This is a genomic window from Streptomyces sp. NPDC091376 (assembly GCF_044757085.1).
Taxonomy (GTDB): Bacteria; Actinomycetota; Actinomycetes; order Streptomycetales; family Streptomycetaceae; genus Streptomyces; species Streptomyces pratisoli.
Map to the genome: position 1 here is coordinate 19,784 of NZ_JBIVUF010000004.1, position 13,782 is coordinate 33,565.

The following is a 13,782-nucleotide window of genomic DNA, read 5'->3' on the forward strand; positions in this document are numbered from 1 at the left end:
ATGCCGGTTGCCGCAGGAGTGCCGGCCGGATCGGCGAGGTGTGTCGCGCAGGGCCGCGGCGCCGATCGATCCCGTCCCGAACCCACCGCACCGTCACCACCGTCACCTGAGGCCGGGCGCGGCGGCGGTCCTCTGCCTCGACCGGTCCTCTGTGCCACCGGCATTGCCACTGCCTCTCCGCCCACCACTTCTTCGCTCACCACTCTTCTCCGGTCACCACTCTTCTCCGGTCACCACATGACCGGTCACCACGTCACGGGCCACCGGGACGAGGCACCCCTGACGAACGGGCCCGCGGGAACGGAAGGCCGGCGGTTCGGCCGAGTTCCGGGCCGAGGCCGGGCCGGACGACGTTCGTCTCACACGCTCCAGGTGTGACATGCCGGCTCCGTGCGTCCTGACGCCCGCTCACACGCTGTGCCCGTACGGGCATCGGGACATGACAGAAAGGCTGTAATCGCCATGAGACGCATCCGCCTGTGGGTGGTGATATCGATGTCGGCGGTGATGGCGACGGGTGCGATGACGCCCGTCTCCGCCCAGTCCCCGCAGGGGGCCGAGGCACGCACGCCGGCGTCGCAGGACCCCACCAGGACCGTACGGTTGATCACGGGTGACCTGGTCACCGTCAGCGACGCGCCGAACGGGAAGAAGACGGCTTCGGTGCAGCGCGCACCGGGCCGCGAGAATGTCTTCTTCCAGGTCTCGGAGGACGACGGCGCCCTGACCGTCATGCCCTCCGACGCCGCGCCGCTGGTCCGCACGGAGCGGCTGGACGCGGCGCTGTTCGACGTCGCGGGACTGATCGTCCAGGGGTACGACGAGGCACACACCGACGCCCTGCCGCTGATCGTGTCGGCGCCCAAGGGCTCGGCGCGCGCGGCGGTCGAACGGGTCGACGCGCTCGCCGAGTTCCACGACGACGACTCCGCCGGGCCGCGGCGACTGGCGAGCATCGACGCCCAGGCGCTGCGCGTCGCCGACCAGGACCTGGCCGCGTTCTGGAAGAAGCTCGCACCCGCGTCGGACGCGTCCATGGCGAGAGCGGTGGCGGCGACCCCGAAGATCTGGCTCGACCACAAGGTGCGTCCCACACTGGACCGCAGCACCGCGCAGATCAACGCGCCGGCCGCATGGGCGGCGGGTCACCACGGCGACGGCGTCAAGGTCGCGGTCCTCGACACCGGCGCCGACCAGGCGCACCCCGACCTCGCGGGCCGCGTGTCCGAGGCCAAGGACTTCTCCAACAGCGGCTCGACCCTGGACCGCTTCGGCCACGGCACGCATGTCGCCGCCACCGCCGCCGGCAGCGGCGCCGCCTCCAACGGCCTGCGCAAGGGCGTCGCGCCCGGCGCCGACCTGCTGGTCGGCAAGGTCCTCGGGGACGACGGCTACGGCAGCGAGTCACAGGTCGTCGCGGGCATGGAGTGGGCCGCGGCCCAGGGTGCCAGGGTCATCAACATGAGCCTGGGCGCCGACATGCAGACCGACGGCACCGACCCCATGAGCCTCGCCGTCAACGAGCTCTCCCGCAGCAGCGGCGCGCTCTTCGTCGTCGCCGCCGGCAACAGCGGCTCGCGGGGCGAGATGACGGTCGGGTCGCCCGGCGCCGCCGACGCCGCCCTCACCGTCGGCGCCGTCGACCGCGACGACTCGCTGGCCTCGTTCTCCAGCCGCGGCCCGCGCTTCGGCGACAAGGCGGCCAAGCCGGACATCACCGCTCCCGGTGTCGGCATCGTCGCCGCGCGCGCCGCCGGTACGACCATGGGCGTCCCGGTCGACGACCACTACGTGGCGGCCGACGGTACGTCCATGGCCACGCCCCATGTGGCCGGTGCCGCGGCGCTCCTGGCCGGGCAGCACCCCGACTGGAGCGCGCAGCAGCTCAAGGACGCGCTGATCAGCACCTCCCGTACGGTGTCCGGCCAGGTGCCGACCCAGCAGGGCGGCGGCCGCGTCGACGTCAAGGCGGCCATCTCCGCCCCGGTCACGGCCACCGGCACGATCGCCATGGGCCCGTTCGGCAGGGACGCATCTCCGGTGGAGCGGGCCGGTGTGATCCGCTACACCAACCACACCGACGACGAGGTCTCGCTGAGCCTGCGCGCCGCGCTGGCCACCAACGGCGGCAGGGAACTCCCCGCGCAGGGACTGACGCTGGGCGCGGGCTCGGGCGGGGGTACGGTCCGGGTCGCCCCGGGCGCGACCGCGGAGGTCCCGGTCGGTGTCGACCCCCAGAAGGCGGGCCGCGGTTCCTACTACGGCTACGTCACCGCCACGTCCTCCGACGGGGTTTCGGTCCACACCACCGTCAGCCTGGTCGTACGGGCCCCGATGCACAAGGTCACCATCGAGTCCCACGGCCCGGACGGCGAGCCCACCGGCTGGAACATCGTGGATGTCTTCGGAGGAGACACGGACGTCCAGTTCCTCAGCTGGGACCCCCTGGTCTTCGAGGTCGAGGAAGGCACATACCAGTTCGGTGGCACGCTGCTGCACCAGAGCGGTGGCACCACGCGGCTCATCCACATCGTGGAGCCCGAGGTGAAGGTCGCGGGGGACAGGAGCGTGACCCTGGACGCCCGCAAGGCCAAGCCGGTGCGCGTGCGCACGCCCATGCCCGCGGAGCGGCGCAACAACGCGACGTTCCAGGAGTACCGGAAGATCGACGGGGCGGCGACGGCCCGGACCACCTACTTCGAGGACGGCGGCGGGTCGGTTGACCTGTACGTCAATCCCACGTCCAAGGTTACCGAGGGCGAGTTCGAGTTCAACACGCGCTGGGAGATGGCGGCTCCCGACATCAGGGCAGAGGTCCGCGGCGCGGACTTCGACCTGGACCCGTACTACGTACCGCGGTCCGCGCCGTTCGACCCGAAGGGCCGGCGGCTCTCCGCCGTGTACGCGGGGACCGTGGAGAACCCGGACCTGCGGCCCGGCACCGTGCGGGGCAAGCTCGCCGTGATCCGCGACGACACCGCCTCGGGCGAGTACGCGCTCGCGGAGGCGGCCGCGCGGGCGGGCGCCGAGGGCCTCGTGGTCGTCCTTCCCGAGGGGCTGGTGGCCTGGACCCGCTGGCAGCCGGCGGACACGCGTTCCGCCGTTCCCGTGATCCGGGTGAACGCGGCCGACGGCGCTGAGCTGTTGTCGTACATGAAGAGGCACAAGGCCGTCGTCGACATCTCCGGTACGGTCAAGAGCCCGTACCTGTACGACGTCAGGGCGATCTGGAAGCACCAGATCCCGCAGGACGTGACGTACACCGTCTCGGACCGCAACACCGCCAAGGTAAAGGCGTCCTACACGGACAACAGCGCGCTGGACTGGAGCGCCGAGCAGCGCTTCAGCTGGCGTCCCTACGCGAAGGTCACCATGGAGACCTCGCGCGCGGTGCCGACCGGTCTGACGCGCACCGAGTACGTCAGCTCCGGGGACACGGAGTGGATGCACCACGTCGACTTCATCACCAGCCCGTACGCGGACTTCGCCATGCGGTCGGGCCTGCACGACGCCCCCCGGAGCTTCGCGGCGGGTGAGAACGTCAAGGAGGAGTGGTACAAGGCCGTGGTGCGGCCGTCCATCCCGCGCGGCTGGAGCAGCCCCTCCGTCCGCAACGGTGACGTCCTCAGCGTCGCGATCCCCGAGTACACCGACTCGACGGCCGGCCACTGGGCCCGCAAGCAGGCCCCCGGACTGTCGGGAGGCATCGGGAGGGCCGGGACGCCCGGGACGCTGGACGAGCCGACCTACCCGAGCGGTGACACCGTGACGGCCGTCCTCCACCGCGACGGCAAGGAGGTGAGCAGGTCCAACGCCGCCTGGGGGAACTTCGCGGTCCCCGCGGGCAAGGCCGACTACCGGCTGGATCTGACGACCGAGCGCCTCTCCGACTACTGGCGGGCCGGTACGCGCACCGCCACCTCGTGGACGTTCCGTTCGGACACCACGACCGAGGACACCTTGCTGCCCCTCCTCCAGGTCGACTACGGAGTCCCGGCCGACCTGTGGAACACCGTCGGTGGAGGCAGGCGGCACGACCTCGACCTGACCGTCAGGAACCAGGACGGGCTCGCCGCCCCCGCCGGGGTCACGCTCAAGGTCGAGGCCTCGTTCGACGACGGCAGGACGTGGAAGGCGCGGGTCGGTGTCAAGGACCGCGGCCACAACCGGTTCACCGCCACCGTCGAGCGGCCGGACGGACAGCGGCAGGGCGGGTACGTGACCCTGCGGGTCACGGCCTCCGACAAGGCGGGCAACACGGTCCGGCAGACCGTGGAGCGGGCCTACCTGCTCGGCAAGTGAGCGAGCGCCTCCGCGGAAACCCCGCGGAGGCGCCCGCCGAACCTCGCGGCGGGTGCCGGGGCCGACCCCCGGCACCCGCCGTCCCGTGTGACGGACGCTCCGGAGGACCTCTGCCGAGGAGCACTCCCGGCGTTCCGCTCGGACTACCGTACGGCCGGGGACCTAGCGCGGCAGGAACGACGGTGTCGCCGGGGCGGGGCCGAGGGTTGTCGTGCCCGGTGCCGCCCGGTGGCCCAGGCCCGTGCGGTAGGCGTCCAGCGCGGCCTCGGTGCGGCCGCCGCGCCGCAGCAGGTCGCCCAGCAGGCGGCAGAGATCGGCGAGGTCCCCGCTGGCCCCGCTCCGTTCGAGCAGCCCCAGGGCAAGGACGTAGTGTTCCTCGGCGGCGTCGCCGTCGCCGCGTTCCTCGGAGATCAGGCCGAGCAGCCGGTGTGCTCCGCCCGCGTGCACCGCGCCGTGCCGGTCGCCCAGTTCCAGCAGCGCGGTGAGCAGCTCGGAGGCCTCGTCGAGCCGTCCGAGGCGTCGCAGCACGTCGGCCAGCTCGACCTCCACCTGGGCGGCGAAGAGCACGGCGCGCTTGGCGGTCAGCATGTCCCGAGCGGTGCGCAGCTCCTGCTCCGCGAGGGTGAGTTCGCCGTCCTGCGCCTGGACGTAGCCGCGCATCCAGTGGCAGTGCGCCAGATCGGTCCGCAGTCGCAGCTGCCGGTAGATCGCCTGCGCCTTGGCCAGGGAGGCGTCGGCATCGGCCGTGCGGCCCTCCGCGAGAAAGGTGCGGGCCACCTGCCGGTGCATGCCCGCGACCAGCGCCGGATCGTCGACCTGCGGGGCCAGGGCCAGCGCGAGTTCGGCGGCGTGGGCCGCGCGGGCATGGGCGCCCATGTCGATGTACGGGCCGATGATGGCCGCGTACAGCAGGACCAGGGCCTCGGGATCGGCCAGGCCGCTCGCGTTCAGTTCGTCGATCGTGGCTTCGAGGAGGTAGCAGGCGTAGCGCAGTTCACCGGCCAGCAGGTGCGCGATGGCGCGGCCCCGGACCGCGCGTGCCCGCCGGGGCAGCGGTTCGCCGCCCAACAGCCGCTCCGCCGCCTCGAAGTGCCTGCGGGCATTGTCCAACTGCCCGGTCTCCAGGGCGCATTCGCCGAGTCCGAGCAGCACCTCGGCCTGCTCGGCGGTCAGCTCCAGGTGCTCCGCGTCGGTGAGGAGCCGCCGGTAACTGACTGCAGCCTCCTCGGCGGAGCCGGTGGCCAGCTCGCGCTGGGCGTCGGTGAGGGCGAGCCGGAGCTCGGTGGCGAGATGGGCGGGGCGGCCGGTGGACAGCTCCTCGAACGAGGTGCCGAGCCGGTCGGCGAGGAAGCGCAACGCCGCCTCGGACGGCCGCACCTTCCCGGCCTCCAGGGTCGAGATGTAGGCGGGAGTGTACGAGGGCTCGGCCAGCTGCCGCTGGGTCAGGCCGAGGTGTGCGCGCAGCTGCTGCACGCGGCGACCGATCTCGGCCGGTTCGTCCATCAGACCCCCTGGGTCGTTCGAAGTCCCCATTATTCAGGGGCAGTAGACCATTGCGCAGCCACCCCGCCACGCCTAGTTTAAGCACTCCGTTAAATACGGTTGTTCAGAGACTTAACGTCCGTTTCAGGGGGAGGCTTTCATGCGCTCAGCATGGCGCAGGGGCATGGCGACCGCCGGGGCTGCCGCCGTTCTCACCGCGGTCCTGACCGCGCCCGGCGCCGCCGCCGATCCGGCGGTGTCCACCGGCCCGGGGGTCGAGGTGGAGATCCCGGGCCCGGAACGCGGCGACGCCGCCGGGTCGGGCCACACACGGGTCCCGCGGGACGGGCGGGACCGGCCCTCCCCGAGACTCTCGGCGGCCGAGAGGTCCGCGGACGGCGTCGTCACCAAACTCCTGGACAACGGCTCCACCGGCGACCGTCTGGACATCGTGGTCGTCGGCGACGGCTACACGGCCACCGAACTCGACCGGTTCCACATCGACGCGAAGGAGATGTGGGCCGAACTGGCCGGCGTCGAGCCGTACACGACGTACCAGGGCCTCTTCAACGTCTGGACGGTCGACGCCGTGTCGAACCAGACCGGTGTCTCGGGCGATCCGGGACCCGAGACCGTACGTGACACGGCCCTCGGTTCCTCCTTCTGGTGCGACGACATCGAACGGCTGCTGTGCATCGACCAGGCGAAGGTCGACGGCTACGTCGCGAAGGCGCCGGAGGCCGACCTGGTGGTCGTGCTCGCCAACAGCGCCAAGTACGGCGGCGCGGGGTACAACGAGCCGAGCGAGACCCTGGGCTACGAGGGCATCTCGACCGCTTCGGCGGGCAACGAGAAGTCCGGTCAGGTCGCCATCCACGAGACCGGCCACTCGCTGGGTAAACTGGCCGACGAGTACTTCTACCCCGACTACCCGGGGTACGAGCAGTACACGGGGCCCGAGCCCGGCGACTCCAACATCTCCGTGCTGACCGCCGGGGACATGGCCGCGCAGCGCGCCAAGTGGCACCGCTGGCTGGGGGAGGCGTCGCCCGACGGCGGTGCGGTGGGCGCGTACGAGGGCGGGGGCTATTACGTCACCGGGCTGCGCCGGCCCACCGACAACTCCCTGATGCGCTCCCTGGACAAACCGTTCAACCTGCCCGGCATCGAGGCGATGATCGCCGGCTTCCACCGCCACGCGCGGCTCGCCACCGCGGTCACGCCCACCGAGCGCGTGCTGCGTCTGCGGGACACGGCGCGGGTGTCCGTGCCGCGGCTCACGAGCCCGGACGGACACCGGCTGACGATCCGCTGGTACCTGGACGGCAGGGAACTGAAGCCGCTCGCGGGCCACACCCGGGTGCGGGTCACGGACCTGGTCCTGTGGCTGCTCGACCGACGCACGCACAAGCTGTCCGTCACCGTCGAGAACCGTACGGCCGCGGTACGCGACCCGGAGATCGCGAAGGCGCTGAAGTCCACCGTCGGCTGGAACGTCCGGCTCTGACACGGAGCGGAGGACGGCCCCGTGCCGTACAGGGCGGGTGCGGCGGGAGGGCGACGAGCCCGACCGCCGCACCACCGGTTCTGCCGGCACCGGGCGCGGCCGACGTCAACCGGCGGACGAGACGTCGCGGCCGGCCGGTGAGTCCTCCCGACGGCTGGACCGGGCCCCGGCAGCCGTGTTCAGGTGCGACTGCGAGTCGCGCTCGGCAGGCAACGGTCCCGAGACGCTGAAGTAGCGCCGGCCGGCGACGAGCAGCTCCTCCGCGGGGAACTTCGTGATCACCTCGCACCCGTCCGCGGTCACCACGAGCTCCTCCTCGATCCTGGCCGCGCCCCAGCCGTCCTTTGACGGCCAGTAGGTCTCCAGCGCGAAGACCATGCCTTCCTCGATCACCTCGGGGTGATCGAGGGACACGAGCCTGGAGAACACCGGCTTCTCCCAGATCGACAACCCGACACCATGGCCGTACTGAAGCGCGAAGGCCGCTTCCTCGTCGGGGAACCCGAACTCCTGCGCCGTCGGCCACACCGACACGATGTCGGCCGTCGTGGCTCCGGGCCGTACCAGGCTGATCGCTTCGTCCATGTACTCACGGCAGCGCGTGTACGCGTCGCGTTGAGCCGAAGAGGCGCTGCCGACGGCGAACGTACGGTAGTAGCAGGTGCGGTAGCCGTTGTAGCTGTGCAGGATGTCGAAGAACGCCGGATCCCCGGGCCGCACGATGCGGTCCGAGAAGACGTGGGGGTGCGGTGCGCACCGCTCCCCGGAGATCGCGTTGACGCCCTCGACGAACTCCGAGCCGAGGTCGTAGAGAGTCTTCGCCACCACACCGACACACTCGTTCTCGCGCACACCCGGCCGGAGGAACTCGTAGAGGTTCTCGTAGGCGGCATCGACCATCGAGCACGCATGAGTGAGCAGGCTGATCTCGTCACGCGTCTTGATACGCCGGGCCTCCAGGAACACCTGCTGGCCGTCGACCACGGTGATACCCGCGTTCTGCAGCGCCATCAGGACCGGGAGCTCGATGACGTCGACACCGAGCGGTTCGCCCAGGAGACCGTGGATCTCGAGCTCGTGCTTGATCTTCCGGGCGACGGAGTCGCCCATGCCGACCAGCGGGTTGATGGCGCCGCGCAACGTGGAGATGCCGGCGCGGGCGCCGCTCGGGTTGCGGGCGTCGGCCCCGTGGTGGGCCCCGTGCGGATCACCGTCGGAGTGGGCCTTCGAGTGGTCCAGCCACGGGTTGTACAGCTGGTGGTGCTTGGCGGCGGAACCGAAGTCCCAGACGATCGGCTCGCCTCCCCTGACGAGCAGCGAGAACCGGATCATCTTGTCGATCGCCCAGGTGCCGATATGGGTCGACGTCATATAGCGGATGTTGGAGAAGTCGAAGGCCAGGACGGCGCCGACGTCGGACTGTTCCAACGACGTGCGCAGACGAGCCAGCCGCTCCTCGCGGAGCCTGCTCATGTCGACGCGGGTCTCCCAGTCAACCGCGTTCGGCCCAAACGTAGGAATCGCCATCACAAGTCCTTTGCCAAGCGGACAGTTACGGGTGGTGGAGCAGCACGCGCCTCCTTGAACTCGGCAGGGCGCGCGACGAGTGGTGAGTGCTACTGAACATCCGTGAGTGAAGTGGGGAAGCGGAACGCCGGTTCCGCCGAGGAGGCCCGCTTCACGAACGTCACGTCGACCTCGGTGCCGGTCCGCACCGTCCCCAGGACGGCGACCGTGCGGTCCCGGCACACGCGAAGCCGGCAGGGCCGGCGGTCCACGTACCCGCGATAGAGGCCGGGTGCGGGGCGCACGAAGGGGTCCGGGATCAGTAACCGGCCCTCGTCGCCGACGGTTGCCGGAAGGGTGAGGAAGGCTCCGAGCAGGTCGGCGGCCGCTTCGACGTCTCCGTCGAGGATCAGCCTGCGGATCCGCGTCGATGAGACCGGCTCACCTTCCGGGCCCCGCGTGACGAGCGGGACGACCCGGGTGCTCAGCCCGGGAAACCGATCGAACGTACTGGTCGTCCCCACGCCCCGGGCACCGAACCGAAAGCCCTGGCCGACACTGACGAACCCGGCACCTAGCCGGTCGACAACGACACCTTCGACGAAGTCCTCGGCGGGGACTCGCGACCAGGCCTGGTCGAACGGGACGATCGCCACGCGCCGGACACCCAGGGCGGCGAGCTTGTGCAGCTTTCGCCGGCGATCGCTGAGCAGGCTCGGCACCTGGCGTGGTTCGAGCACCTGCAGCGGGTGAGGGTCGAAGGTGAGCACGGTGTCGCATCCGTGGAGCACCTGACGGTGACCGATGTGAACGCCGTCGAACGTGCCGATCGCCACTCTGGCGCGCGAGCGCGTCCCACCGGCGTGGCGGCGGTCACCGCCGGTCCGTCCCTCAGGGGGAGCCTCGAGACTGAAGACCTCCATCGCCCGTCCCTCCTTCACCCTGTGAGCAGGCTGAGCAAAGGCCAGTGTGGGCCGCGCGCCGTTAGTCGCCGGGAAAGCGAGAGGTGGCAGGGCGGCCCGTCTGTGAATCCGGCGTCAATCCCGCGTCGATCACGCGTGCACTCGGCGCTGGGAACCACTGTCCGGAACAGCAACGGACCGCTGTCCGCACGAGAGGGGAGCCCGGACGAAGCCCGGGCTCACAGCGGCAAGGTGAGGCCCTCCCGGACCTCTCCGGGAAACCGGATCCTTGCCCGCGTGGCGGCCGGTTGCATCGGCATCTGTACCACCGGCCCTGGTGCAACGGGCTCCTGGTGGCTGGTGCCCTGCACCCGGCCGGGAGGTGCCGGGTCCGGCGCCCGCGTCTCCTCGGCGCCGAACACCGGCCCCTCCCGTCGGCATCGGCTTCCTCACCGTCAACCGGTCCGGCGACACTCCGAGAGCGTGGTCGCACAGCGCGGACAGGCGCGCGGACGCCGGGGGCGCCTCACAGCAGGATGCGCAGCGGGTGCTGGATCACGTCCACCAACGCCGTCATCCACTGGGCCGCAATGGCGCCGTCCACCGACCGGTGGTCGACGGCGAGGGTCAGACGCAGTACGGACGCGACGCCGATCGCACCGTCATCGACGACCGCCTCCTGCCGCACCGCGCCGACGGCCAGGATCGCTGCCTGGGGCGGGTTGATGATCGCCGCGAAGTCCTCGGTGCCGTACATCCCGAGGTTGGTGATCGAGATCGTGCCGCCTTCCAGTTCGTCCTGCCGGAGCCGGCGCTCCTTCGCACGGGCGATCAGGTCCTTCGTCGCCGTGGCGACGGCGCTCATCGACAGCGAGCCCACGTCGCGGATCACCGGGGTGACCAGCCCGCCGTCGGTGGCGACGGCCACGGCGATGTCGATGTCCGAGAAGTGCCGGATCGAGGTGTCGTTCCACTGCACGTTCATCGCGGGAACGCTCAGGTGCGCCGAGGCGATCGCCTTGACGAGCAGGTCGTTGATCGACACCTTCACGCCCTGGCCGGCGTTGATCTGCTGACGCAGCTCCAGCAAGGCGTCGACGCGTGCGCCGGCGCGCAGATAGAAGTGCGGTGTGTTCTGCTTGCTCTCCGTCAGCCGGCGGGCGATGGCCCCCCGCATCCGCGAGTTGGGTACGTCCACGAATCGCGCCTCGACCGCCGGAGCCGCTGCTGACGGCACCGCTGCTGAAGGCACCGCTGTTGACGGGGTCCCCGGCACGGTGCCCGCCGGCGGTGTTTCCCCCGGCCCCGCCGACCTGACGACGGCCGCTTCGACGTCGGACCGTCGGATGCGCCCGTGCGGGCCGGTCCCCACCACAGCACCGAGATCGATTCCCGACGCGCGCGCGAGACGGCGTGCCAGCGGGCTCGCGAAGACGCGCTCGCTCCCGTCCCGTGCGGGCTCGGTGGGCGCCGGACCGTTCGTGTCCGCCGGCGTCGCGCGCTCCTGTGGCGCCGGCGCCGGCGCCGGCGCCGGGGCCGGGGCCGGGGCGGAGGCGGAGGAGGCCGTGGCCGGCGCCGCTCCCGTACCCAGCGACGCCACCAGGGCGTCCACCTCGGACGCCGGCTCGTCCGGCGCCCCCCAGACGGCGATCGGTGTACCCACCGCCACGGTCGTGCCCGCTTCCACCAGGAGGCGCAGGAGTACGCCGTCGTTCTCGGCCTCCACCTCGACCACGGCCTTCTCGGTCTCCACCGTGACGATCGGATCTCCGGCCGCATACGGGGTGTTCAAGCCGACGTTCCAGGACGCCAGGAGCGCCTCCGCAGTGTTGGCGGCCACTTCGGGCATGCGCAGGGTCTCAGCCATTGGTGCGCTCCTCGGAGAGCTCGCGGAGCTTGACGACGACTTCCTCCGTGGAAGCGAACGCGGCGCGCTCCAGCACCTTGCTGATGCTCGGCGACGCCTCGCCACCCGTGACGCGCTCGATCGGGGCGTCGAGCCAGTCGAACAACCGGCGCTGGATCTCGTCCGCGAGCCAGCCGCCGTAGGAGGTGCCGATGGCGCCCTGTTCGGCGATGAGCACGTTGTTGGTCTTCCTCACCGACCCGGTGATCGTGTCCCAGTCCAGGCTGGCCCGGTCCAGCCAGCGCAGGTCGATGACCTCGGCGTCCACTCCCGTCTGCTCCACGGCGGCCAGAACCGCCGGCGTCATCGCCAGATAGGTGAGGATCGTCAGGGCTGATCCCTCACGGCGTACGGCGGCCTTGCCGACGGGAAGGTAGTGGTCGTAGTTCTCCGGCAGCCCGGGGCCGGTCGAGTTGTACAGGTCCACGTGCTCGAGAACCACGACCGGGTCGTCACAGGCCAGGGCCGTGTTCATCAGGCCGACGTAGTCGAACGGCGTCGACGGTGCGACTATTCGCCACCCGGGGGCCGTCGCGAAGATGCCCGCAGGGTCCATCGAGTGCTGTGATCCGTAGCCGGTACCGGTGGCGACCTTGCTGCGAAGGACGAACGGCACCCTGCCCTCACCTCCGAACATGTGGCGGGCCTTTCCGATCTGGTTGAACAACTGGTCTGCCGCCACCCACATGAAGTCGGCGTACATGAACTCGACGACGGGGCGGAAGCGGCCGTCCAGAGCCAGTCCGCCGCCGAGGCCGGCGAACGCGTTCTCCGAGATCGGGGTGCCGATCACCCGGTCGGGGAACGCCTCACTCAGGCCGCGGGTGGCGCCATTGGTACCGCCGTTGAGCTTGTGCACGTCCTCCCCCATCACCACGACGCGGGGATCGGACTCCAGACGGCGCCCCATCACGCCGGCGACGGCGCCGATGAACGTGACATCGGTCAGGGCTTCGGCGAAGTCCCCGGCATCGGTGAACTCGATCCCGGTCAGCTCCGACAGGTCGCCCCGTACGCCTTCGTCGACGAATGCCGGGTCCGGCCACTCCGAGGGGATGATGCGGCGCTCACCGGGCTTGCCGCCGGGCCGCGGTTCCAGGAGGACGTCGCCGAGCCCGGACACCAGAGCGCCCGCGCGCTTGATCGTCTCCGCGGCCGCCTTCTTGGTGAGGATTCTGCGTCGCACCAGGTGTCCCACGATGGTGTCGATCGGGTCGCGGGCGCGCCACTGTGCTTCCTCCTCCTTGGTGCGATACCGGAACGCCGAGCCGGGGAAGGGACCGTTCTGGTGGAAGTAGCGGTACACATCGGCTTCGATCATCGTCGGGCCGTTGCCGGCGCGCATGTGCGCGAGAGCCTGTTGCGTCACGAGGTGCACGGCCAGCGGATCCATGCCGTCGACCTTCCAGCTCCGGATGCCGAAGCCCGGGCCGCGGCCGGACAGCCGTGGTTCGGCGGTGGCTTCGGCGACGTGGGTGGAGACGGCGTACAGGTTGTTCTCGACGAAGAAGCACAAGGGAAGCGACCACGCCGCCGCGAGATTGAGGCTCTCCAGCGTGGATCCGATGTTGATCGCACCGTCGCCGAAGAACGTGAAGGTCACCGCGTCGGTGCCGGCTCCCTTGTGCGCCCATGCGGATCCGGCCGCGAGTGGTACACCGCCACCGACGATCGCGTTGGTTCCGATGGCACCGGCCTCGTGCCACTGAAGGTGCATGCTGCCGCCCCGGCCGTGGCTGAAGCCCCGGTCCAGTCCGCAGATCTCGCGCAGGCTTCGCAGGAGCACGTCCCGCACGTCCTCGGGGAACGGCTGCGTCGGGTCGATGCCCTTCGGATGCAGATGGGCGAGGACCTTGGCGAGGAACTGGTGATGGCCGCGGTGCGATCCGTTCACGGTGTCCTGCGACGTCAGGGCGAAGCACGCACCGACCGCGCCGCCCTCCTGGCCGATGCTGGAATGCGCGGGGCCGTGGATGAGCCCGTCCGCGGCAAGCTCCAGGACGTACTCCTCGAAGGCCCGGATCAGCACCAGTTGGCTGAACATTCCCGTCAGGAGGTCCGGAGCCGCGGCGTCCCAGTCGTCCTGGGTGACGACGAACTCCGACCACGCGGCATGTGCTTGGAGTGAGTTTTCGGCAGGCATCGAGAGCCCCCTTCAGTCGACCGGAGAACACCGA

At 70.7% G+C, this 13,782-nt stretch carries 7 protein-coding genes; 2 read left to right on the plus strand and 5 right to left on the minus strand.

All coding sequences use genetic code 11. The features are described 5' to 3' along the window. Positions 1-462: 462 nt before the first annotated feature. Positions 463-4,302, plus strand: coding sequence for a S8 family serine peptidase (locus ACIQMR_RS10175; protein ID WP_401384957.1), 3,840 nt, complete (start codon positions 463-465; stop codon positions 4,300-4,302). Positions 4,303-4,464: 162 nt separating this feature from the next. On the opposite strand, the gene ACIQMR_RS10180 is transcribed toward ACIQMR_RS10175, so the two are convergent. Continuing rightward, positions 4,465-5,805: a helix-turn-helix domain-containing protein gene (locus ACIQMR_RS10180; protein ID WP_401384958.1), complete on the minus strand. Its 1,341-nt coding sequence runs from the start codon at positions 5,803-5,805 to the stop codon at positions 4,465-4,467. Between the two features lie 139 nt (positions 5,806-5,944). On the opposite strand from ACIQMR_RS10180, the gene ACIQMR_RS10185 reads away from it, so the two are divergent. Next, positions 5,945-7,291: a M64 family metallopeptidase gene (locus ACIQMR_RS10185; protein WP_401384959.1), complete on the plus strand. Its 1,347-nt coding sequence runs from the start codon at positions 5,945-5,947 to the stop codon at positions 7,289-7,291. 105 nt (positions 7,292-7,396) lie between these two features. Here the strand turns inward: ACIQMR_RS10185 and ACIQMR_RS10190 are convergent, their stop codons facing one another. From ACIQMR_RS10190 to ACIQMR_RS10205, 4 genes are all read right to left on the minus strand, one after another. Then, positions 7,397-8,818 (minus strand): M24 family metallopeptidase, encoded by a 1,422-nt coding sequence (locus tag ACIQMR_RS10190; RefSeq protein WP_401384960.1) that lies wholly within the window; start codon positions 8,816-8,818, stop codon positions 7,397-7,399. Positions 8,819-8,907: 89 nt separating this feature from the next. Continuing rightward, positions 8,908-9,720, minus strand: coding sequence for a hypothetical protein (locus ACIQMR_RS10195; protein WP_401384961.1), 813 nt, complete (start codon positions 9,718-9,720; stop codon positions 8,908-8,910). Positions 9,721-10,225: 505 nt separating this feature from the next. Further along, positions 10,226-11,566 (minus strand): dihydrolipoamide acetyltransferase family protein, encoded by a 1,341-nt coding sequence (locus ACIQMR_RS10200; protein ID WP_401384962.1) that lies wholly within the window; start codon positions 11,564-11,566, stop codon positions 10,226-10,228. Then, complete coding sequence (locus ACIQMR_RS10205) at positions 11,559-13,748, minus strand: thiamine pyrophosphate-dependent enzyme (protein ID WP_401384963.1); 2,190 nt, start codon at positions 13,746-13,748, stop codon at positions 11,559-11,561. The genes ACIQMR_RS10200 and ACIQMR_RS10205 overlap by 8 nt, the downstream gene beginning before the upstream one ends. Positions 13,749-13,782: the final 34 nt, after the last annotated feature.

What these genes read in the sequence shown, in the direction of transcription:
- ACIQMR_RS10175 (WP_401384957.1), top strand. Translation starts at nt 463, where the DNA reads ATGAGACGCATCCGCCTGTGGGTGGTGATATCGATGTCGGCGGTGATG.
- ACIQMR_RS10180 (WP_401384958.1), bottom strand. Translation starts at nt 5,805, where the DNA reads ATGGACGAACCGGCCGAGATCGGTCGCCGCGTGCAGCAGCTGCGCGCA.
- ACIQMR_RS10185 (WP_401384959.1), top strand. Translation starts at nt 5,945, where the DNA reads ATGCGCTCAGCATGGCGCAGGGGCATGGCGACCGCCGGGGCTGCCGCC.
- ACIQMR_RS10190 (WP_401384960.1), bottom strand. Translation starts at nt 8,818, where the DNA reads ATGGCGATTCCTACGTTTGGGCCGAACGCGGTTGACTGGGAGACCCGC.
- ACIQMR_RS10195 (WP_401384961.1), bottom strand. Translation starts at nt 9,720, where the DNA reads ATGGAGGTCTTCAGTCTCGAGGCTCCCCCTGAGGGACGGACCGGCGGT.
- ACIQMR_RS10200 (WP_401384962.1), bottom strand. Translation starts at nt 11,566, where the DNA reads ATGGCTGAGACCCTGCGCATGCCCGAAGTGGCCGCCAACACTGCGGAG.
- ACIQMR_RS10205 (WP_401384963.1), bottom strand. Translation starts at nt 13,748, where the DNA reads ATGCCTGCCGAAAACTCACTCCAAGCACATGCCGCGTGGTCGGAGTTC.